Annotated in this window: 18 protein-coding genes and 2 riboswitches; of the genes, 14 read left to right on the top strand and 4 right to left on the bottom strand. The window is 41.9% G+C overall.

Annotated features, from left to right (window positions below; genetic code table 11):
• Window positions 1-16: 16 nt before the first annotated feature.
• Genes kdpA through ABDZ72_RS12060 form a run of 3 tightly spaced genes read right to left on the bottom strand, consistent with a single transcriptional unit; the run spans window position 17 to window position 1,891 of the window.
• Entirely contained in the window at window positions 17-1,693 is a 1,677-nt protein-coding gene (gene kdpA, locus ABDZ72_RS12065) for a potassium-transporting ATPase subunit KdpA (protein WP_343753418.1), read from the bottom strand.
• 13 nt (window positions 1,694-1,706) lie between these two features.
• Window positions 1,707-1,787: a potassium-transporting ATPase subunit F gene (locus ABDZ72_RS14450; RefSeq protein ID WP_425542385.1), complete on the bottom strand. Its 81-nt coding sequence runs from the start codon at window positions 1,785-1,787 to the stop codon at window positions 1,707-1,709.
• Window positions 1,787-1,891 (bottom strand): signal peptide protein, encoded by a 105-nt coding sequence (locus ABDZ72_RS12060; RefSeq protein ID WP_343753416.1) that lies wholly within the window; start codon window positions 1,889-1,891, stop codon window positions 1,787-1,789. Before ABDZ72_RS12060 ends, ABDZ72_RS14450 begins: the two co-directional genes overlap by 1 nt.
• A gap of 166 nt (window positions 1,892-2,057) precedes the next feature.
• Window positions 2,058-2,220, bottom strand: a riboswitch (cyclic di-AMP (ydaO/yuaA leader).
• Between the two features lie 98 nt (window positions 2,221-2,318).
• Window positions 2,319-2,465, bottom strand: a riboswitch (cyclic di-AMP (ydaO/yuaA leader).
• Window positions 2,466-3,128: 663 nt separating this feature from the next.
• Here ABDZ72_RS12060 and ABDZ72_RS12050 point away from each other — a divergent pair.
• The 5 genes from ABDZ72_RS12050 (at window position 3,129) to ABDZ72_RS12030 (ending at window position 10,754) form a co-directional block, all read left to right on the top strand.
• Window positions 3,129-4,052: a tyrosine-type recombinase/integrase gene (locus ABDZ72_RS12050; RefSeq protein WP_343753414.1), complete on the top strand. Its 924-nt coding sequence runs from the start codon at window positions 3,129-3,131 to the stop codon at window positions 4,050-4,052.
• Window positions 4,053-4,068: 16 nt separating this feature from the next.
• On the top strand, window positions 4,069-7,032 hold the full coding sequence (locus ABDZ72_RS12045; RefSeq protein ID WP_343753412.1) for a Tn3 family transposase: 2,964 nt from the start codon (window positions 4,069-4,071) through the stop codon (window positions 7,030-7,032).
• A 415-nt stretch (window positions 7,033-7,447) separates the two neighbouring features.
• Window positions 7,448-8,755 carry a TRAP transporter large permease gene (locus ABDZ72_RS12040; RefSeq protein WP_343753410.1) on the top strand — a complete coding sequence of 436 codons (1,308 nt, stop codon included), beginning with the start codon at window positions 7,448-7,450 and terminating at the stop codon, window positions 8,753-8,755.
• A gap of 235 nt (window positions 8,756-8,990) precedes the next feature.
• The gene (locus ABDZ72_RS12035; RefSeq protein ID WP_343753408.1) at window positions 8,991-10,088 is read left to right on the top strand and encodes a TRAP transporter substrate-binding protein; all 1,098 of its coding nucleotides are present in this window, start codon (window positions 8,991-8,993) and stop codon (window positions 10,086-10,088) included.
• A 156-nt stretch (window positions 10,089-10,244) separates the two neighbouring features.
• Window positions 10,245-10,754, top strand: coding sequence for a TRAP transporter small permease subunit (locus ABDZ72_RS12030; RefSeq protein ID WP_343753406.1), 510 nt, complete (start codon window positions 10,245-10,247; stop codon window positions 10,752-10,754).
• 165 nt (window positions 10,755-10,919) lie between these two features.
• On the opposite strand, the gene ABDZ72_RS12025 is transcribed toward ABDZ72_RS12030, so the two are convergent.
• Window positions 10,920-11,144, bottom strand: a complete 225-nt coding sequence (locus ABDZ72_RS12025) for a DUF1128 domain-containing protein (protein ID WP_343753404.1) — start codon at window positions 11,142-11,144, stop codon at window positions 10,920-10,922.
• A gap of 173 nt (window positions 11,145-11,317) precedes the next feature.
• Between ABDZ72_RS12025 and smc the strand changes: the two genes are divergently transcribed.
• The 9 genes from smc to trmD all read left to right on the top strand — a co-directional run bounded on the left by smc (window position 11,318) and on the right by trmD (window position 20,110).
• Window positions 11,318-14,884, top strand: coding sequence for a chromosome segregation protein SMC (smc, locus tag ABDZ72_RS12020; RefSeq protein WP_343753403.1), 3,567 nt, complete (start codon window positions 11,318-11,320; stop codon window positions 14,882-14,884).
• Window positions 14,885-14,898: 14 nt separating this feature from the next.
• Complete coding sequence (gene ftsY, locus ABDZ72_RS12015; protein WP_343753401.1) at window positions 14,899-15,900, top strand: signal recognition particle-docking protein FtsY; 1,002 nt, start codon at window positions 14,899-14,901, stop codon at window positions 15,898-15,900.
• A 70-nt stretch (window positions 15,901-15,970) separates the two neighbouring features.
• A complete protein-coding gene (locus ABDZ72_RS12010) occupies window positions 15,971-16,288 on the top strand; it encodes a putative DNA-binding protein (protein WP_343753399.1) in 318 nt (105 codons plus the stop codon).
• 13 nt (window positions 16,289-16,301) lie between these two features.
• Complete coding sequence (gene ffh, locus ABDZ72_RS12005; RefSeq protein WP_343753397.1) at window positions 16,302-17,645, top strand: signal recognition particle protein; 1,344 nt, start codon at window positions 16,302-16,304, stop codon at window positions 17,643-17,645.
• A gap of 167 nt (window positions 17,646-17,812) precedes the next feature.
• The gene (gene rpsP / locus ABDZ72_RS12000; RefSeq protein ID WP_343753395.1) at window positions 17,813-18,079 is read left to right on the top strand and encodes a 30S ribosomal protein S16; all 267 of its coding nucleotides are present in this window, start codon (window positions 17,813-17,815) and stop codon (window positions 18,077-18,079) included.
• Between the two features lie 21 nt (window positions 18,080-18,100).
• Complete coding sequence (locus ABDZ72_RS11995; RefSeq protein WP_343753393.1) at window positions 18,101-18,328, top strand: KH domain-containing protein; 228 nt, start codon at window positions 18,101-18,103, stop codon at window positions 18,326-18,328.
• Window positions 18,329-18,468: 140 nt separating this feature from the next.
• Entirely contained in the window at window positions 18,469-18,858 is a 390-nt protein-coding gene (locus ABDZ72_RS11990) for a YlqD family protein (protein ID WP_343753391.1), read from the top strand.
• An 11-nt stretch (window positions 18,859-18,869) separates the two neighbouring features.
• Window positions 18,870-19,382 (top strand): ribosome maturation factor RimM, encoded by a 513-nt coding sequence (gene rimM / locus ABDZ72_RS11985; protein WP_343753389.1) that lies wholly within the window; start codon window positions 18,870-18,872, stop codon window positions 19,380-19,382.
• Window positions 19,382-20,110, top strand: coding sequence for a tRNA (guanosine(37)-N1)-methyltransferase TrmD (trmD, locus tag ABDZ72_RS11980; protein ID WP_343753387.1), 729 nt, complete (start codon window positions 19,382-19,384; stop codon window positions 20,108-20,110). The genes rimM and trmD overlap by 1 nt, the downstream gene beginning before the upstream one ends.
• Window positions 20,111-20,180 lie beyond the last annotated feature (70 nt).

Here is a 20,180-nt window from a genome sequence, read left to right as displayed (position 1 = left end):
TATTCCTAACAAATATTTAACCGAGTGTTAAAAATTCAGCCACAGGCCCAAGTACGAGAACCGGGAAAAAGGTTAATGCACCGACAATGATTGTCGTAGCAATGAATATCACGCCAAACAAACTGTTATCGGTTTTTAACGTCCCAGAGGTTTCTGGTACCGACTGTTTTGCTAGAAGCGATCCAGCCACAGCCAGCAACGTCACAATCGAGAAAAATCGTCCAACGTACATGACAAGTCCGGTCGAAATGTTCCAAAATGGTGTTGCATCCCCAAGTCCTTCAAAACCTGAACCATTGTTCGCTGCTGACGATGTATACTCATAAAGCATCTGGCTTAACCCATGGAATCCTGGATTGGATATGGCACTGTTACCTAAAGGTGTAAATGACGCTAAAGCCGTCGATCCGAGAATCAACAAAGGGTGGATCAACAATGTCAGTGCGATTAATTTCATTTCCCGTCCTTCAATTTTCTTGCCTAAAAATTCAGGGGTTCGCCCAACCATTAAACCGGAAATGAACACAGCAATCATTGCATACATCAAGACGTTCATAAGTCCAGCACCTACTCCACCAAATACAGTATTTAGCATCATATTGACAAGCGCAATCATCCCGGTTAATGGCATCAAATTATCATGCAATGTGTTGACAGCACCTGTTTCAGAAGCAGTTGTCACCATCGCATATAATGTCGACTGTCCGACACCGAACCGAACTTCTTTCCCTTCCATACTCGCTTGATTCCCTTGCATCGGCAACTGGTTGATGACTGGATTTCCCTGATACTCCGAAAACAAAGCTCCCGAAAGAAGAATCAAAAAGATGGAAGCCATCGAAGTAAATAATATTCGCCCTTGTTTCGGATTGCCCACCATCTTTCCGTAAGTGAATGGTAATGATGTCGTTAATAACAACATCAGCAAAATTTGCAGAAGGTTCGTAATAGGATTCGGATTCTCAAACGGATGTGATGAATTTATACCAAAAAACCCCCCTCCATTATTTCCTAGTTCTTTTATCGTTAAAAAGGAAGCTACAGGTCCTCGGAAAATTTCTTGTTCTTCTCCTTCAATGGTTTGTGCTGTTACCGGAGACTCAAATGTCTGTGGCATACCAAATGCAACCATAATAATCGTTACAACAATGGAAATTGGCAGTAAAACCCTTGTTATAGCTCGTGTCAAATCAACGAAAAAGTTACCAATCCTTTTTCGTGCCAACGCTTTGATAAGTGTTATACAGGCAGCTAATGCTGTTGCTGGTGCGGCAAACATCATAAACAAGATTCCAAGCATTTGCGAAAGATAAGATAATCCACTTTCCCCACTGTAATGTTGCAGATTCGTGTTCGTCATAAAACTTACAGCCGTATTAAAAGCCAGCGTCGGATCCATGCCCGAAACATTTTCAGGATTTAACGGAAGTACACCCTGAAGCCGAAATACAGCATAAATAAGCAACATCATAAACCCGTTTGTTAATACGAGCGCCAGTGCATACTGTTTCCATGTCTGATTTTCCTGTTTAACGCCGCCGATCTTAAACAACAAATTTTCAAATGGTCCAAAAAAACTATCCAATCTTGTTTTATTATGTTCGAAGGCATAAGCCATATAGGTGCCCATACATTTTGCAAGCACTGCTGCAATCAACAGTGTCACTATGATTGAGAGAATTGTTAACATCATTGTTTCATTCCTCCTAAAACTTCTCAGGATTTAACAGAACACAAAGTAAATAGCATGTGACAGCAATACCAACAACAAACAATAACGTCGTCATTATTCATCACGTCCTTTTTCAACAACAGTTGAAGTCCATTTGGCCAGACCAACCATAAACATCGGCAAGATGATGAATAATGCAAGCATCGCAATATCCAGCACAGCAATTCCCCCTTAACTTAAGCTTTGAATTAATATTAAGTTGTTTTTTCCTTTCATTTCAATGAAAGGAAAAAACAACCCGCAGAAAGAAATAAAAATCCGCAAAAGAGGTAACCTTTTGCGGATTTTTTCCATCAAAAACAACACGTGTTATCAACACGACTCCGTTACCTCTCAGTACGCTTACGAAGTTAGCTGTCGGGTTCGGGACTGAGAGATTCCCTACTTTAACTTCAAACATAAAGATTCACCCCTAGCAGCAATACTTCAAACTGCATAAAACTCGGTTCCTCCGTTCTTCCAAAAAGAAGACTCAGCGATTATTTGATTGTTTAATTACCTTTTCAACTCACCTCAAAAATTCACCCTGTTTTAAATACATCAAAACCGCTAGAGTAACAACCTTGTGGTCAATTTTGATTACTAGTCATCCCCACTCGAAACACTTACGAGATTAACTGTCGGCTTCGGACATGGAAGTAGCCTTACTCGAAATATCGAGACACCCCTAGCAGTCAAAATAACTGCAAATGTTGGATTCCCCGCTCCCTAAAAAATTCAGCGATATGGTTAGTTGGTAAATTCATAAAACTGAAATCACGAACTCGTGTAAAACACGAAAGTAACAGCTGTCATTTCGATGAAGCAAATCTTACTCCCTGAAAAATCAGTTGTCAATAAATATTTTTATCTGAATTATTCACAGAAAATCTTGATTAATGGCTAACCTCTTGAATGCCAAGGTTTCCAGCCATGTTGAGTATGAATCAAAAAAATGAAAAGAGAACCCAGTTTCTGTTATAGTTAAAGTAGCCAACCAAACCAACAGAAAGGGGTTCTTCTAATGACTACTTTACCGCAAATGACACTTCGTTTAAATGCTCGCGTCAAATTAACTGGCAACGGAGGAGATCTTTCGTCCGATACAGTGGTTTTTTATTCCGAGAATTCGACGAAGCAATTGGGGTTTCCCGTACATTGGTCTCGTATCTGGACCTGAAGGACGAGAGGAACTATTATGTTCATGCCAACGAAGGGAGATCTATATGATACGTGTGAAATATACAGTTAGGCATCGGAATAAAAAGTGTAACGTCGCGAAAGCGGCGTTTTTATAATATCCAATAATAATCATTAGCGGACATAACAAGCCAAAAATCCCCGTATTGATGTCCGCTAAGGTTTTTGATAACCTCAAAATATCATGTCCACTAAGGTTATTTGGAAGGAGCAGTTTATGAAGCCATCCTTTACGGTATCTTCTCAGGCGAATCATTACATCCAGCAATTTATTAATGATATAGAATCCAACGAGGATTTAAGTGCCAAAACATTAACGCAGTATGCAAGCGACCTACGACATTTGGCAGATTGGTATGAAGGTAGCTGGCACCGTCACCAAGCAGAGGAGGTTTATTTCGCACCTAACGAGATGACTACGCCGACCTTGATCCATTATCGAGAATACATGCAAAAGGTTCGTTCGTTAAAACCAAAAACGATTAATCGGAGATTGAACACGCTGAAGCGTTTTTTTGAATGGGCTGTACAAAAGCAAATGGTTTCTCTTGATGTAGCCAAACCATTGAAACTTGTCCCCGAGGAAACCACCAGTCCTCGTCACATGACGGATCAGGAAGAAGCATCGCTGATTACAGCTGTTCAAAATCATGGCACAACACGGGATTACAATCTTGTTCTTTTAATGCTGCACACCGGGCTTCGAACCATGGAGGTCTGTCGCCTGGTCAAATCCGACATTACTATCGGAAAAAGAAGTGGCCGATTACTTGTTCGTTCTGGGAAGCGCAATAAGCAAAGGGAAGTTCCATTAAATGCAACGATCCGACGGGCGCTGGAAGCCTATCGTCCTACGATCAAATCAGATGATGACCCCCTTTTTCCTTCAAACAAAACCGGAAGACATATGGGGGAACGTGCTCTACGTCATTTGATTTTGAAATATATGAAACTAGCCAATATCGAAGATATTAGTCCTCATGATCTTCGGCATCGTTTCGGTTACGTCATGTCGGAACGAACACCATTACACCGTTTGGCACAAATCATGGGGCATGACAGTTTGAATACAACCATGGTTTATGTTCGAGCGACTCGATCCGACCTACAGGGCGAGGTCGAAAAAATAGCTTGGCAATAATCGGGAGGGAATTTCATTGGCGTCGATTGAACGAACGGCATACCCGCGTTTCAAGCGCATGGTGACACAAAAAGAGTTGGATGAAGTCTATACACCTCAGACGGATGAGGTTAACTTTATTCTTTCGATAACACGTGGCAAAAACAACCGTTTTAATGCAACTCTATTGCTTAAATCCTTTCAAAAGCTTGGTTACTTTCCTAAATTGAATGAAATACCGCAAGGTATTGTAGATCATATCCGGGTGAGTTTAAACCTGCCTCCTGAATTAATAGTCGTTGGGTATGAAAAACCGCGTACAATGTATGTCCATCAAACAGCTATCCGGAAACACTTGGGGATTCATTCGTACGGTAAGAAAGCACAGGAAATTGCGATCCAATCCATACAAGAGGCAGCAAAGACCATGGATAATCCCGCAGATCTTATTAATGTAGCGATTGCCGAACTCATCAATCAATATTATGAACTTCCCGCATTTAGCACCTTGGATCGTTTGGCTCGCCGTATTCGAAGATTAGTCAACGAATCCTTTTTCCAGCAAGTATTGGATCGCTTATCAAAAGAAGAGATCGGACAACTTGATGTATTGGTTCAAAAAGACGCCGATCAATTTTTTAGCCATTATAACCGTCTGAAACAATTGCCGAAAAGACCACGATTATCAAAGATCCAAGAACAAATCAATCAACTCCATTGGCTTTTGAATTTTGGGGACGTAGGCCACCACCTTGAAAACATTCCTCCTATTAAGGTTCGACACTTTGCTGCACAAGCGAAGGTTCTGGATGCACAAAGTATTAGGGATTATGCTGCTCCCAAACGTTATACATTATTGTTATCAATGATTTATCATACGCAGGTTGCTACCCGCGACAACCTTGGTACGATGCTGATGAAAAGGATGGGCAACTTACATAACTCTGGAAAAGAAGAGCTGGAGCGCGTCAAAGAACAACATCGAGAGAAAACGGAAAACCTGGTTGCAACCCTGACAGACATACTGCAAACCTTAGAAGATGAACCAGAAGATGATCAAGCCGGAAAACTTGTTAAAAAAGCCGTAGCAACAAGGGGTAACATTCAGACATTGCTGGAGGATTGTGAGGCCGTGGCTTCCTATAATGGCAATAATTATTTGCCTCTTATCCTGAAATTTTTCCGTCAATACCGATCAAAAGTGTTTCAAATGGTTGAAAGTCTGCAACTTTCCTCGACTAGTGAAGATACCTCGGTCATGTCAGCGCTTTACTATGTTATGGATAACCGTCATCGTAAAAGCAATTATTTACCCGATGAGGTTGATTTATCCTTTGCTTCAGAACAATGGAGAAGAACCATTCGAGTTCGCGAAGGGTCGGGATGGAAAATTCATCGGAGGCATTTAGAAGTTTGTGTGTTTTCCTATCTCGCCAAGGAATTAAAAACCGGCGATATCTGTATAAGTGAATCCGATGAATACGCTGATTACCGGGAACAGTTATTGAGTTGGGAAGAATGCCGGCCCATGCTAGAGGATTATTGTAATGAAATGGGCTTTCCCGAAAATGGACCGGATTTCGTGAACCAGTTAAAGAATTGGATGCTTCATAAATCGCATGATGTTGATAAGAATTTTCCCGTTAACAAAGATTCGGTAGAAATTACGGAAGAAGGTGAACCGATATTAAAGAAGGCGGACGCAAAAGAACCCAGTTCTTTTTCAAAACACTTGGAAACCTTGATCGAAGAGAGAATGCCGGAGCGTAACATTATTGATGTCCTTTCTAACGTTGAATATTGGGTCAATTGGAGCCGACATTTCGGCCCTCTTTCCGGCTCCGATCCTAAATTGGATCGCCCCAAAGAACGTTATGTCTTAAATACCTTTGCTTATGGTTGTAACTTGGGACCATCACAAGCTGCCCGTCATATGCGCGGTACAGTCACACCAAGGACGCTTTCCTTTATTAATCAGCGACACGTAACACCTCATAAATTAAACAAAGCCACAAAGGATATCATCGATCAGTACGATAAATTTGAACTCCCGGAATCATGGGGAAGTGGCAAGACGGCAGCAGCTGATGGAACCAACTATGATATTTACCAAGAAAATTTGGTAGCTGAGTATCACATTAGGCATGGTGGATACGGAGGCGTTGCCTATCATCATGTTTCAGACAAGTACATTGCTTTGTTCAGCCACTTTATTCCTTGTGGTGTATGGGAAGCTGTTTACATTATTGAAGGGCTTTTAAAAAATCAATCCGACGTTCAACCTGACACACTGTTTGCGGATACTCAAGGACAATCGACACCTGTATTTGCCTTGTCATACCTGCTGGGCATTAAATTGATGCCGCGAATTCGTAACTTGAAAAGTCTTAAATTTTTTCGGCCGACGAAAGATACGACGTTTGAACATACGGACAATCTATTCACGGACACGATTAATTGGGGATTGATTGAAACGCATTGGAAGGATCTCATGCGTGTTGTTCTTTCCATCAAGGCCGGAAAGGTGTCCTCCTCACTGTTATTGAGAAGGTTAGGAACTTATAGCCGTAAAAATCGATTGTATCAGGCTTTTCAGGAATTGGGGAGAGCTGTGCGTACGGTTTTTCTCTTAGAATATATTACAAACATTGACTTAAGGCGATACATTACGGCCACAACCAATATTGCCGAAGCTTATAATGGTTTCGCGAAATGGCTTTTCTTCGGAGAAGAAGGCATCATTACAGATAATGATCCTGAACAGCAGGAGAAAGCCATCAAATATAATGACTTGGTTGCAAATGCTGTTATCTTTCAAAATGTTGCTGACTTAACGACAGTACTTCGATCACTTCAACAGGAAGGATATGAAATCAAAAATGAAGATTTAGCTGATCTGAGTCCGTATCTAAGGGGGCATATTAAAAGGTTTGGTGATTACATCATTGACTTGGAATCACCTCCAGAACCGTTAGACGAAAAACTTACATTAACGGAATAAATCATGGGATGGTTATTTGAATCCATCCCTAACTGTATATTTTACACGTATCATGTAGATCCCCCATTACGGAAATTGACTTATTTGTCTGTTTAATAAATATTATTTATAATCATAATATATAAAATATTCAAAATCCATTGAATCCTATATGGATAAATGTTTCAATAAGTAAATAAGAAACAATACCATTTAGTATTCTTTGGTTTGTAAGCGAATTCATTAATGGAAAGGAGATGGTTCCCCATTCTATTGAGTGCCCTCTAAGTTTGTAATAAGCGCCTGTATTAGAGGGGGCACTGTTATCACGGTATGAATATATTAACACGTCAAAAAATCATTTCATTACGAGCAATATCCGTACATCCATTTTTTGGATGATACCTTTTTTCAGAGGCAGAAAGGAGATGATTAATTGAACACCATACTTATTATAGCAGCCATGTTTGCTTGTCTTTTTATTGTTCTATTTTTAGGATTGCCAGTTGCTCTTGGCTTGGGCGGTACAGCTGCCCTGTTTGGCTATTTGTACGTGCCGGATGTATTGATGGCTGCTCCGAGCTCTTTCTTTTCAACACCGTGGCAAAATATTTTAGTAACTGTTCCACTGTTTATTTTTATGGGGAATATTGTTCGTTACTCAGGTATTGCGCAGGACGCTTATGATGCTGCATATAAATTAATTGGCCATCTACCGGGGGGTCTGGCTATGGGAACGGTGCAGGTGTGTACGGTTTTTGCTGCTATAACCGGTGTCACGCCGCCAGCCACCATTACAATGGGGCAAATTGCTTACCCTTCCATGATGCACTATCAATACCACAGAGGAATTGCTATTGGTTCCATCGGGGCCGGTGGAGCGTTGGGTGCTCTTATTCCTCCAAGTGTTCCGTTTATTTTTTACGGTATATTATCCAATGAATCAGTGGGTGCCCTGTTTTTGGGCGGTATTATTCCCGGATTAATATTGTCTATTTTATACGTTATTTATATTGGGATCAGGTGTAAATTGCAGCCGCATATGGGACCGGCAATCCCAAAAGATAACAGATACTCTGTACGTGAGAAAATTGGTGCTATTGCAGGTATTTGGCCGTTTCTTGTTCTCATTATTATTGTTTTAGGCGTTATATGGATGGGAGTAGCTACACCTGCTGAGGCGGCTGCATTCGGTGCCGGTGGTGCTCTTCTGATTAATATTTTATACCGTAGTTTAACTTGGCAAATCGTCAAAGATTCAATTATATTCACTGTTAAGCTCGTTGGTATGGGATTCTGGATTCTGATTGCTGCCAACTTTTTTGTTAACATCTTTAGTGCCTTAGGTGGTCAGGATGTTATTACGTCAGCTGTCTTAGGTATGCCCGGTGGTAAGTGGGGCGCCCTGTTAATGATGATGTTTATCATCATGATTCTCGGAATGGTGATGGATGATTGGGCCATTATTATGATGGTCACACCGTTATTTGTCCCTATTTTAAATGAATTGGATATTAGCACGTTATGGTTTGGTGTTCTGTTTATCGTTAATATACAAATTGCCTATTTAACACCTCCTTTTGGTTTTGTTCTGTTTTGGATAAAAAGTATCTTACCGGAAGATGTCACGATGGGAGATGTTTACCGTTCGGTTTTGCCGTTTATTGGGCTTCAGTTAATAGGGCTTATTTTGCTGATTCTATTTCCTGAATTGGCGACGTGGCTTCCAAGCACGATGCGATAAAATAATGAACCGGATCTCGCTTTGATGGGAAATACTATTGACTAAAGGGGGTGATTCTTCTGTTAATTGCGTACATATCTATGTGCGCTATAACCGGCAATTTATCTTTTGAAGGGAGGGGTGAATAGGTTTATGACATGGTGCTGAACCTGCCGGAACTCGCCTCATAATCATTCAAGGACGTTAAACGACATGTTTAGAACACATCGTCTATTACAAATAGGGGGTTATCATGATGAAAAAATATATTGTGCTATTATTGATGCTCGTTTTTGCTGGTATTGTCATGACTGGATGTCTTGCGGACGACACATCGAACGGGGGTGGAAATGGGTCTGATTCAGGTGATTCCGGCGGAGAAGATGGCCCTCCAGATGAGGTGACGGAATGGACCTTTCAGCCTGCTTTTGATTCCGGTGATGCCGGTTGGGATAATGGCGTTAAACCGTGGATTAAAGCTGTGGAAGAAGCGACGGAAGGCACCGTGAAAATTGAGCTTCTCCCAGCTGGTTCAATCGTCAGCGGAAATGAAGCATTCAGTGCTGCTAGTAACGGAACCATCGATGTTTATGCTGGCTGGGCAACTGTTTACGGTGGCATTATGCCCGAGGGTATGCTCGCATATGGCATGCCGATGGGGGCTGAAAACTCCGAAGAAGCATGGGAAGCTATGTGGGGAAATGATAAGTATCGAATTGGTGAAATTGTTCAGGAAGCAGCCAATGAGAATAATTTGCAATGGGTTGGCTGGGCGAACCAAGGCCCTAACTCGGTCTTTACTAAGTTTCCAGTAAAGGGTATGGAAGATTTGGAAGGAAAGAAACTTAGAGCCGGTGGTCCCCAAGCCCTATTTTTGGAAGCTATGGGCGGAACACCCGTATCTTTGGAAAGTGATGAAATTTATTCGGCCATTGATCTGGGAACCATCGAAGGCACGCTATGGGATACTGGCGGCATGAATGATATGAAATTCCAGGAAGTTATAGATTATGCGATGCTTCCGGGGTGGAATCCTGCTCAACACCAAGAAATTTATGTTAATCAGGATGCATGGCAAAGCTTGAATGATTGGCAACGGGAGCAAATAAATGGAATATTTAAATCCAACTATTTCAAAGCCAGTGAAATGCATGCAGAAGGTGTGGAGCAATCGTTGCAGGATCTCAAGGACAGCGGTGGTGAGGTTATCGAACTGAGCGAAGAAAAAGTACAAGAAATGCGAAATAAAACCATTGAGAAAGTTTGGCCTAAAATTGCTGAAAAATCCGAGCGAAATGCCAAAGGTGTTGAGTTGTGGAAACAATTCCTGAAAGATAAAGGTAAAATAGAATAATTATATCAACGGTATGTTTGACTTTATAATGACAGCCACCTCTTCAGTTTTTATAAAGAGAAACATGGCTACAAAGAAGAGGTGGCGTGTCTATCAACATCATTCATGCGATGGTTATCAATAATCATTTTGATGCGAAAGGAGGTACGTAACTAAATGACCATTTGGAACAATGTTGAGCGAACCGTTGACGTCATAAGTGAGTGGTTGGGCAAAATTGGTTGGATTCTTATTCTCTATGCGCTGTTTTTCGGGTTATATGACGTTATCATGAGATATTTTTTCGATGCACCTACGTTATGGATTTCCACAACCATACAATACGCTATGGTTCTGTTGGCTTGCGTGTCCGGTGCTTTCTCGTTGAACACAGGCTCCTTTGTCAAGTTGGATCTGTTTTATGAAAAAATGTCTCCTAAAGCGAAAGCAGTCTGTAATATTATTACATTTTTCTTTGCTTTTCTATATTTGTATGTATTGATTACAAAAGGGATAGAGGCGGCGTCATCATCGTTTGCGAGGGCTGAAACAACACCGACCGCCATTTCTATACCACTCTATCATCTGAAGGCCATTATACCCATCGGGGCTTTTTGTGTTCTTCTTGTAGCCATTAAACATGTTGTTCAGGATATACAGACGGCGTTGGGTTACCGGCGAGGTTAATGTGTGGGAAACAAAAGAGGTCTTTGTCACCGCAGAAAACCATTCCCATGCAGGAATGGGGGCCATGACACAGCAAGTAATGACTGTTGTACAACGACTGATAAAGACATCTAAAAACCTGGACCGCCTTTTCAGCGGATCCAGGTTTTCTTTTTGATCAGTATGTTATGCTTTCCTTACAGACCGCAGCTCGTCAATAAATGCCTGCTTTTCGGATGCACTGAGCTGACCTTTCTGCTTGACCATATCATACATAAATCTAATATCCTCGTATTTGTTCAAATCATAATCTTGCGCCTCCAGCATTTCGCGATTAACAACACTTAACATTTCAGCGAGTTCCTCGAGCATAAATTTCAAGTTTTCCTGCGTTGGTTCTTCCAGATTCACATGAACACTCCCTCTACTAAATATCATTGCAAAAAGCTTATGTATCGGATTAAGCCTTCTTTTCTCCTTGCCTTTATGATAAAATAAATACGTTAAAATGCCAAATGAGAAAAATATGTTTTCTATAAAACATATTCCTTCTTCTGTGCATCGGAAATTTAGGAGAATGTTTAATGTATTTGAAACGATTGGAAAGTGTTGGCTTTAAATCCTTTGCAGAACGGATCAATGTGGATTTTGTTCCTGGCGTGACGTCAGTAGTGGGGCCGAATGGAAGCGGGAAAAGCAATATCACTGAAGCGATTAAATGGGTGCTCGGTGAACAGTCAGCTCGATCACTGCGCGGATCGAAAATGGAAGATGTTATTTTTCAAGGCAGTGATACGAGACGAGCACTCAATGTTGCAGAAGTAACGCTCGTATTGGAAAATAGTGATCAGGCGCTTCCACTTGACTATAACGAGATAAGTGTCACCAGACGGGTTTATCGTTCCGGTGACAGTGAATTCTATATCAATAAGCAGTATTGTCGATTGAAAGATATCATTGATTTATTTATGGATTCTGGATTGGGTCGTGAAGCCTTTTCGATTATCAGTCAGGGAAAGGTTGAGGAAATTTTAAGCTCCAAAGCGGTTGAACGGCGGACAATTTTTGAAGAAGCTGCTGGCGTTTTGAAGTATAAACAACGTAAGAAAAAAGCTGAGTATAAATTGGAAGAAACACAAGAAAACTTGAACCGTGTGGAAGATATTATCCATGAATTGGAACAGCAAATGGGACCGTTGAAAGACCAAGCAGAAACCGCGCAAAGCTATCTTGACAAAAAAGAACAGTTGAAACAATGTGAAATTTCGCTGCTCATTACGGAAATCGAACAGCTTTATGACCAGTGGCAGGGAATGCTGGGTGAACTGGATAAAGCGAAAAATGAGGAACTGAACCGAAAAACGGCCATCCAAACAAAAGAAGCTGAACTGGAACAGGAACGGCAGACAATTCAGACGTTGGATGAAGAGATTGAGCAACTGCAGGCAAACCTTCTGTCGACAACGGAACAACTTGAACAGGATGAAGGCAAAAAGCAAGTATTTCACGAACGAACCAAACACATAGATGAAAATAAAGAAAAACTGGAAAATCAGAAAAAAGAAACATCCGAACGCATCGAGACGCTTAAGCATGAACTCAATCAAGAAAATGAGACACTCACATCGCTGCAGGAAACCCGACATAAAACAAAAAATCGCCTCCAGCAATTCGAGGCTGAATTAACAACGGACAAAGATGATATTGCCAAACAAATCGATGAATGGAAATCGGATTATATCGAGTATTTGAATGACCAGGCAGCCAAACGGAATGAACAACAGTCTATTCAAAAGCAGATTGATAATATTTCCAACAAAATGCAACAACAAGACAAAAAAATAGATGATTTATTATCTGAACAGAAAGACCTTAGATCAAAAGCAACGGAACTAAAATCGGATTATGCCAAACAGGAAGACGTGCTCAAACATAAATCCGAGACTATTGAGCAACTCAAAGAAGACGTGTCAACGAAACGTGATGCGTTTCAAGAAGCACAATCAAAGCTGAATGAAGGCTATCAATATATAGAAAAACTGAAATCCAAAAAAGAAATGCTGGAAGATATGAAAGAGTCATTTCAAGGATTCTTCCATGGGGTAAAAGCCACTCTTAAAGCACGTGAAGAAAAGAAACTGAAAGGCATTCACGGGGCAGTCATTGAGCTTGTTGACGTTCCAAATCAATATATAACGGCCATAGAGACGGTCTTGGGCGGCCAAGCCCAGCATGTGGTAGTCGATGATGATCAGACGGCACGACAAGCCATTGACTGGCTCAAAACGACCAACAACGGACGAGCCACTTTTTTGCCGCTTCAATCCATTCATGAACGATTTATTCCAAATGATACGCTGGGACAAGTGAAACACCACTCTGGATTCGTCGGGGTTGCTGCCGATCTTGTGTCCGCAACCTCCCCTTTTCAAAAGGCCGTCCGTCATCTGATGGGACATGTCCTCATTGCAGAAACATTAAAAGATGCCAATGTCATCGCCCAAGATGTTAAACGCAAGCACCGTGTTGTTACACTTGAGGGCGATGTAGTCAATCCGGGTGGGTCCATGTCCGGTGGTGCGCAGAAAAAATCAAAGCAATCGTTGTTTACAAGGGAAAAAGATTTGCAAGAAGTAACTGAACAACTGGGTGACTTTCAACACAATGTAAAAGCGATCGAAAAACAGGTGGACGAACAGAGAGAACAGATTACTAAAATAGAACAGGACATCGCTGCTAAAGAGAACGATATTTCAGAAGAACGGCAAAAACGTCAGGATCTAAACACATCCTTTAAAGAAGCTGAAATGAAACTAGCCTCATTGAATGAAACAATTGCGTTGTATGAACAGGACAAGCAACAATTTGACAAAGATTTGAATGATCTGCACTCACGCCGCGACCAGCTTACGAACGAGTTACAGACTATTTCCAAGCATTTGGAAACGGCTCAGCGTCACATTGATAAGCTGTCCGAACAGGAAAAAACATTTCAGGATAATCAGGAACAGTTGAAAGAAGACTATCAAAAAGAACAAGTAACACTGGCTGAACAAGAAGAACGGTTGAAAAATCAGAAGGAAAAAACGGATAACATCCACACACAGTTGCGTGAATATCAGGACCAATATCAAACGTATGCCAATGATCTGAATGAATTGCTGAAAATGCAAGAGGCCGAAGAAACCGAAGAAACAGTGGAAGCAAATATCCGGAAAGCGAAAGAAGATAAAGAGGCTATCACAGCAAAAATCCAAAGCTTGCGTTCCAATCGTTCCGAACGCAGCCAATACGTACAGGATCAAGAACGTGAATTGAAAGAAGAAAACAAGGACCATAACGCCTATCAACAAGACATTCAAGAAAAAGAAGTCAACGTCAATCGTTTGGATGTTGAGTTGGAAAACCGGTTGAACAAGCTGCAGAACGACTATACGATAACATTTGAAAAAGCTCAACAAACATATGAAAAAACGGACAATGCCGAAGAAGCAGAGAACACAGTCAATCGGATAAAGCAAGCCATCGAGCAACTGGGTACCGTGAACCTAGGTGCCATCGATGAATATGACCGAGTTTGGCAACGGCATGACTTTTTATCACAACAACAGAATGATCTTTTAGAAGCAAAACAGACGTTACACACGGTTATCAGCGAAATGGATGATGAAATGGAAAAACGCTTCAGTGACACATTTGCACAAATTAACGAAGAATTTTCTACTGTTTTCAAACAGTTATTTGGCGGTGGTAAAGCTGAACTGACGTTGACCGATCCCAAAAATTTGCTTGATACGGGTGTGGAAATCATTGCTCAACCCCCCGGTAAAAAACTGCAGCACCTTGGACTGCTGTCTGGTGGTGAACGAGCGTTAACTGCCATAACGTTATTGTTCGCTATTTTGCATGTCCGCCCGGTACCGTTTTGTGTACTGGATGAAGTGGAAGCAGCTTTGGATGAAGCCAATGTTACCCGTTTTGCTGACTATTTGAAGGCATGCAGTGCAAATACACAGTTCATTGTCATTACGCATCGAAAAGGAACGATGGAAGAATCCGATGTCCTGTACGGTGTAACCATGCAGGAGTCGGGTGTGTCCCGGCTCGTTTCGGTCCGCATGGATGAAACCGATGAGCTGATTAATGCATAGGAGGTATCCATTCGATGGGATTCATAAACAAATTAAAAAGTAAATTCAAACAAAATGAAGAGGATGCAGAAGACGTTACCAAAAAGTACAAAAAAGGCATGGAAAAAACGCGTCATTCATTTTCCGGAAAAATAAATGATTTAGTCGCTCGCTACCGCAAAGTGGATGAAGACTTCTTTGAAGAACTGGAAGAAGTGTTGATCGGTGCGGATGTCGGGGTTAATACCGTTATGGATTTGGTTGAAGAGTTAAAAATGGAAGTGAAGCGTCAAAATATAAAAGATTCATCCGAAATAAAAGGCGTTATTTCAGAAAAGTTAGTGGACATTTATTATGGCAATGATGACGAAGACGTTGAGAAGCTACATCTGCAGGACGAAGGATTATCGGTTATTCTCGTTGTCGGAGTTAATGGTGTCGGCAAAACAACGTCCATTGGCAAACTGGCCCATCAATTGCAGCAGCAAGGAAAAACTGTCATGTTGGCAGCCGGGGATACATTCCGCGCCGGAGCTATTGAACAGCTCGATATATGGGGCGAACGGGCCGGCGTCGACGTCATTAAACAAAGCGAAGGCAGTGATCCTGCTGCGGTTATTTTTGACGGGATTAAATCTGCTAAATCACGTAATGCTGATGTGCTTATCTGTGATACAGCAGGCCGACTACAGAACAAGGTTAATTTAATGAATGAGCTCGCTAAAGTTAAACGGGTGATTGAACGGGAAGTGCCTGGAGCACCGCATGAAGTCCTTCTTACACTGGATGCAACGACTGGCCAAAATGCTTTGAGTCAGGCGAAGACATTCTCTGAAGCAACCGACGTGTCGGGGATTGTATTGACTAAGCTTGACGGAACAGCAAAAGGCGGTATTGTATTGGCTATTCGTAAGGAGCTGGACATTCCTGTTAAATTCGTTGGTCTTGGTGAGAACGTGGAAGATCTTGAACATTTTGATGCGCATGCCTTCGTCTATGGATTGTTCGCGGATTTGCTTGAAGATGACGATAAATGATGGTAAACTTTTTGTAAAGGGATTTCACTTAACAATTTATGACTCACGTATTGATAGAGGGTGTTTTCAGTTGCTGGAAAAAACAACACGAGTCAATTATTTATTTGATTTTTACCAACCATTATTAACCCCGAAACAGCGCAGTTATATGGATATGTATTTCCGTGAGGACTATTCGCTTGGTGAAATCTCCGAGTTGCTAAACGTTTCCCGACAGGCTGTATATGATAATATCCGTCGGACGGAACAGATGCTTGAAAATTATGAAGAAAAACTTGGGTTATATGACAGATTCCGGAAGCGCATGACCATTTTGGATCGGATGGATCATATGGCTAATAATAGTGACATACAAGCGTTGATTCATCAATTAAAAGAATTAGAGTAGGGGGACTCCTTCCATGGCATTTGAAGGATTGGCCGACCGGCTGCAAGGCACCATGAAAAAAATCACCGGCAAAGGGAAAGTTTCCGAACAGGATGTTAAGGAGATGACAAGAGAAGTCCGTCTTGCCCTTTTAGAAGCCGATGTCAACTTTAAAGTGGTCAAAGATCTGATAAAACGGATTAAAGAGCGTGCTGTCGGCCAGGAAGTGATGGAAAGTTTAACACCCGGACAGCAGGTTATTAAAGTTGTAAAAGAAGAGTTATCCGAACTGATGGGAGGGGAACAGAGCCAGATAGCTGCCAGCGACCGTCCGCCGACCGTTATTATGATGGCCGGACTGCAGGGTGCCGGAAAAACAACAACCACCGGCAAACTAGCCACGCATCTGCGCAAGAAACACAATCGGTCACCTCTTTTGGTCGCCGCAGACGTTTACCGGCCGGCTGCCGTTGATCAATTGGAAACAGTTGGACAGCAGCTTGATATACCTGTCTTCTCCAAAGGGACGGACGAAAGCCCTGTGGCTATTGCCAAACAGGCGCTGGAACAGGCGAAAGAACAACATCATGATTACGTTATTATTGATACGGCCGGTCGGTTGCATGTTGATGAGGATTTGATGGATGAACTCGATCAGGTCAAAGCAGCCGTTAATCCGGATGAAATCTTTCTCGTTGTTGATGCCATGACCGGACAGGATGCAGTCAACGTGGCGGAAAGTTTTAATGACCAGCTGGGAATATCCGGCGTTGTCCTATCGAAGCTCGATGGCGATACACGCGGCGGGGCGGCGCTTTCTATACGAGCTGTCACCGGCAAGCCGATCAAATTCGCAGGTATGGGCGAAAAACTCGATCAGTTGGAACCCTTTCACCCCGAAGGAATGGCGTCACGTATCCTTGGCATGGGCGATGTGCTGAGTCTGATTGAAAAAGCGGAAACCAATGTCAGCGAAAAACAGGCAAAAGAGTTACAGGAAAAAATGCGTTCAGCGACATTTACATTTGATGATTTCCTTGAACAGATGGGTCAAGTAAAAAACATGGGCCCTCTCGAAGATTTAATGGGAATGATACCAGGTGCCAACAAAATGAAGGGGCTGAAGAATGCACAAATTGATGAAAAACAACTGGTGTATGTGGAAGCCATTATTCAGTCCATGACCAAGGATGAGCGACAGGATCCTTCCATCATGAATGCAAGCCGGAAAAAGCGGATTGCCAAAGGTTCCGGAACATCCGTATCCCAAGTGAACAGGCTGCTAAAACAATTTAATGAAATGAAGAAAATGATGAAACAAATGACTTCTGGACAAAAAGGAAAAAAGGGCAAAGGAATGAACTTACCTTTTATGTAAAAATGAAGCGGACGCACACTCGCAAGCACATGTGCTACGTTTTTCCAACCTCCGTGCACAGATGTCCTGTAAATGTCAGACATCCTGTAATGGAAAAACACTTTACAGACCTCAAACGATCTGTTACAATCTAAAATTGTGAAACATAAGATATTGGAGGTGTGAACATGGCTGTAAAAATCCGAATGAAACGAATGGGGTCCAAACGAGATCCATCCTATCGTATTGTTGTGGCAGATTCGCGCTCACCGAGGGATGGACGTTTTATTGAGCAAATCGGCACATACAATCCTGTTGTCAAACCGGTTGAAGTCAAAATAAATGAAGAGAAAGCATTGGACTGGATGACACATGGTGCGAAACCAAGTGACACCGTACGCAATCTTTTCTCCAAACAAGGCATCATGAAAAAATTCCACGAACAGAAAAACTAACCCATAAAGTAGTGTGATATCATGAGGGCCCTGATTGAGACCATTGTAACGCCATTAGTTGATTACCCTGAAGACATCACTGTGACAGAAACGGAAAAAGATGACAAAACGACATACCATCTCACCGTTCATCAGAGTGATGTCGGCAAAGTGATTGGTAAAAATGGCCGGATCGCCAAGTCGATCCGTACGATTGTTTATTCTGCAAAGCCGACTACAAACAAGCGTATTTATTTAGATATTATGTAGAAAGGGAGGGGGGGGCACCTTTCCCTTTTTACCATTTAAAGACAATCGAACCGATAATGCTTGAATTACCGGATAAGGATGAATGAACGGAAAATGCATGTCTGTGCTAGGATTGATTCGAGAGAGAGCGAGGAATCAGTATGCAAATTATCAGAAAGGTCCTTATCAAACAGATTGTTACAGAGAAAAGCAAAGCGACGTTAAGGAAAGGCTTTCAGGATCACAAAATGCAGCTTGAACAAGAGTGCCAACAGCTCAGGTTTGAACAGCGTAAATTGGAGAATAAACGAAAAACGTCCAAACAGGAAGTTTCACAACGGTTTCAGCAGGAAATAAAAAATCGAAAAGAAAAAATGAAACAGGCTGACTTTAAATTGGAACAGCTGGATATACTGGAAATCGGAAGTGAAATAACAGAAAAAGAAGTTGACGCTCTTGTTGAGGTTGAAGAAGGGTCGCATTGGAATGAAATTATGGGAGAAGCAGCTATCGTCGTGGAAGATGGCATCGTTGTTCGAATTGATCAGTAGCAGGTGATGACATGACACAAATGCTGAATGTAGGAAAAATTATTAATACTCATGGCGTACAAGGCGAGGTTAAAGTTCAACGGATCACGGATTTCGATGATCGATTTGACATCGGCAACCAGTTGGTACTTGTAAATGAAGACAGTCAGGAATTGGTGTTAACAATCGATGGACACCGTATTCATAAAGGGTTCGACCTCATTCATTTTAAAGGCTATGACACCATCAATGATGTTGAGTGGTTCAAAGGGAAACACCTTCAAATCAGTGAAAACCAGCTGACCGAACTTGATGAAAATGAATACTATTACCATGAGATTATCGGCTGCTCCGCTTACTTGACAGACGGCAGCTATCTCGGTTCCATTAAGGAGATACTGTCTCCAGGTGCCAATGATGTCTGGGTCGTGAAACGTGAACAGGGAAAAGATGTGCTTGTGCCTTATATTGAAAATATTGTTCAAGAAGTGGACGTTGCTGCACAAAAAGTGGTCATCGAACCGATGGAAGGACTGCTTGACTGATGCATATAGATGTTTTGACATTATTTCCGGAAATGATCGAAGGTGTCTTTGATGCTTCCATTCTCAAAAAAGCCCGGGAAAATGAGAAATTCAGTTATAATCTGGTGAACTTCCGTGATTACTCGGAAAATAAGCACGGCAAAGTAGATGATTACCCATATGGTGGCGGCGCCGGGATGGTATTAACCCCGCAACCGGTTTTTGATGCCGTGGATGCTGTTACCAATGGGAAACCGATGAATTCGCGGATTATTTTAATGTGTCCACAGGGAGAGCCATACAATCAAAAAAAAGCTGAAGAACTGGCTGAAGAAGATCACTTGGTTTTCATCTGTGGCCATTACGAAGGGTATGATGAACGGATAAGGAAACACCTTGTCACCGATGAAATATCCATCGGTGATTATGTCCTGACTGGCGGAGAACTTGGCGCCATGGTCGTCATCGACAGTGTGGTGCGATTATTGCCAGATGTGCTTGGCAATGACGAATCCGCACCGGGGGATTCTTTTTCCACCGGTCTTTTGGAACATCCGCACTATACCCGTCCTGCTGATTTCCGGGGCATGAAAGTTCCAGATATATTACTGTCCGGCAATCATGCAAAAATTGATGATTGGCGCCGAAAAGAGTCGTTGAAACGTACATTAGAGCGGCGAAGCGAACTGGTGAATGAACAACAATTGACAGATGAAGAACGTAACGTTTGGGGTAAAAATTCAGAATGAATGTTGAATAAGGTTGCTTATTATGGTATATTGATGATTGTGCTTAAGTTCATACTTAAGTTTTATAAAC

Origin of the sequence: Lentibacillus halophilus (assembly GCF_039522485.1) — a bacterium.
GTDB classification, from domain to species: domain Bacteria; phylum Bacillota; class Bacilli; order Bacillales; family Amphibacillaceae; genus Lentibacillus; species Lentibacillus halophilus.
Note: the sequence above shows the minus strand (reverse complement) of the source record. Positions and strands in the feature narration are given on the sequence as shown.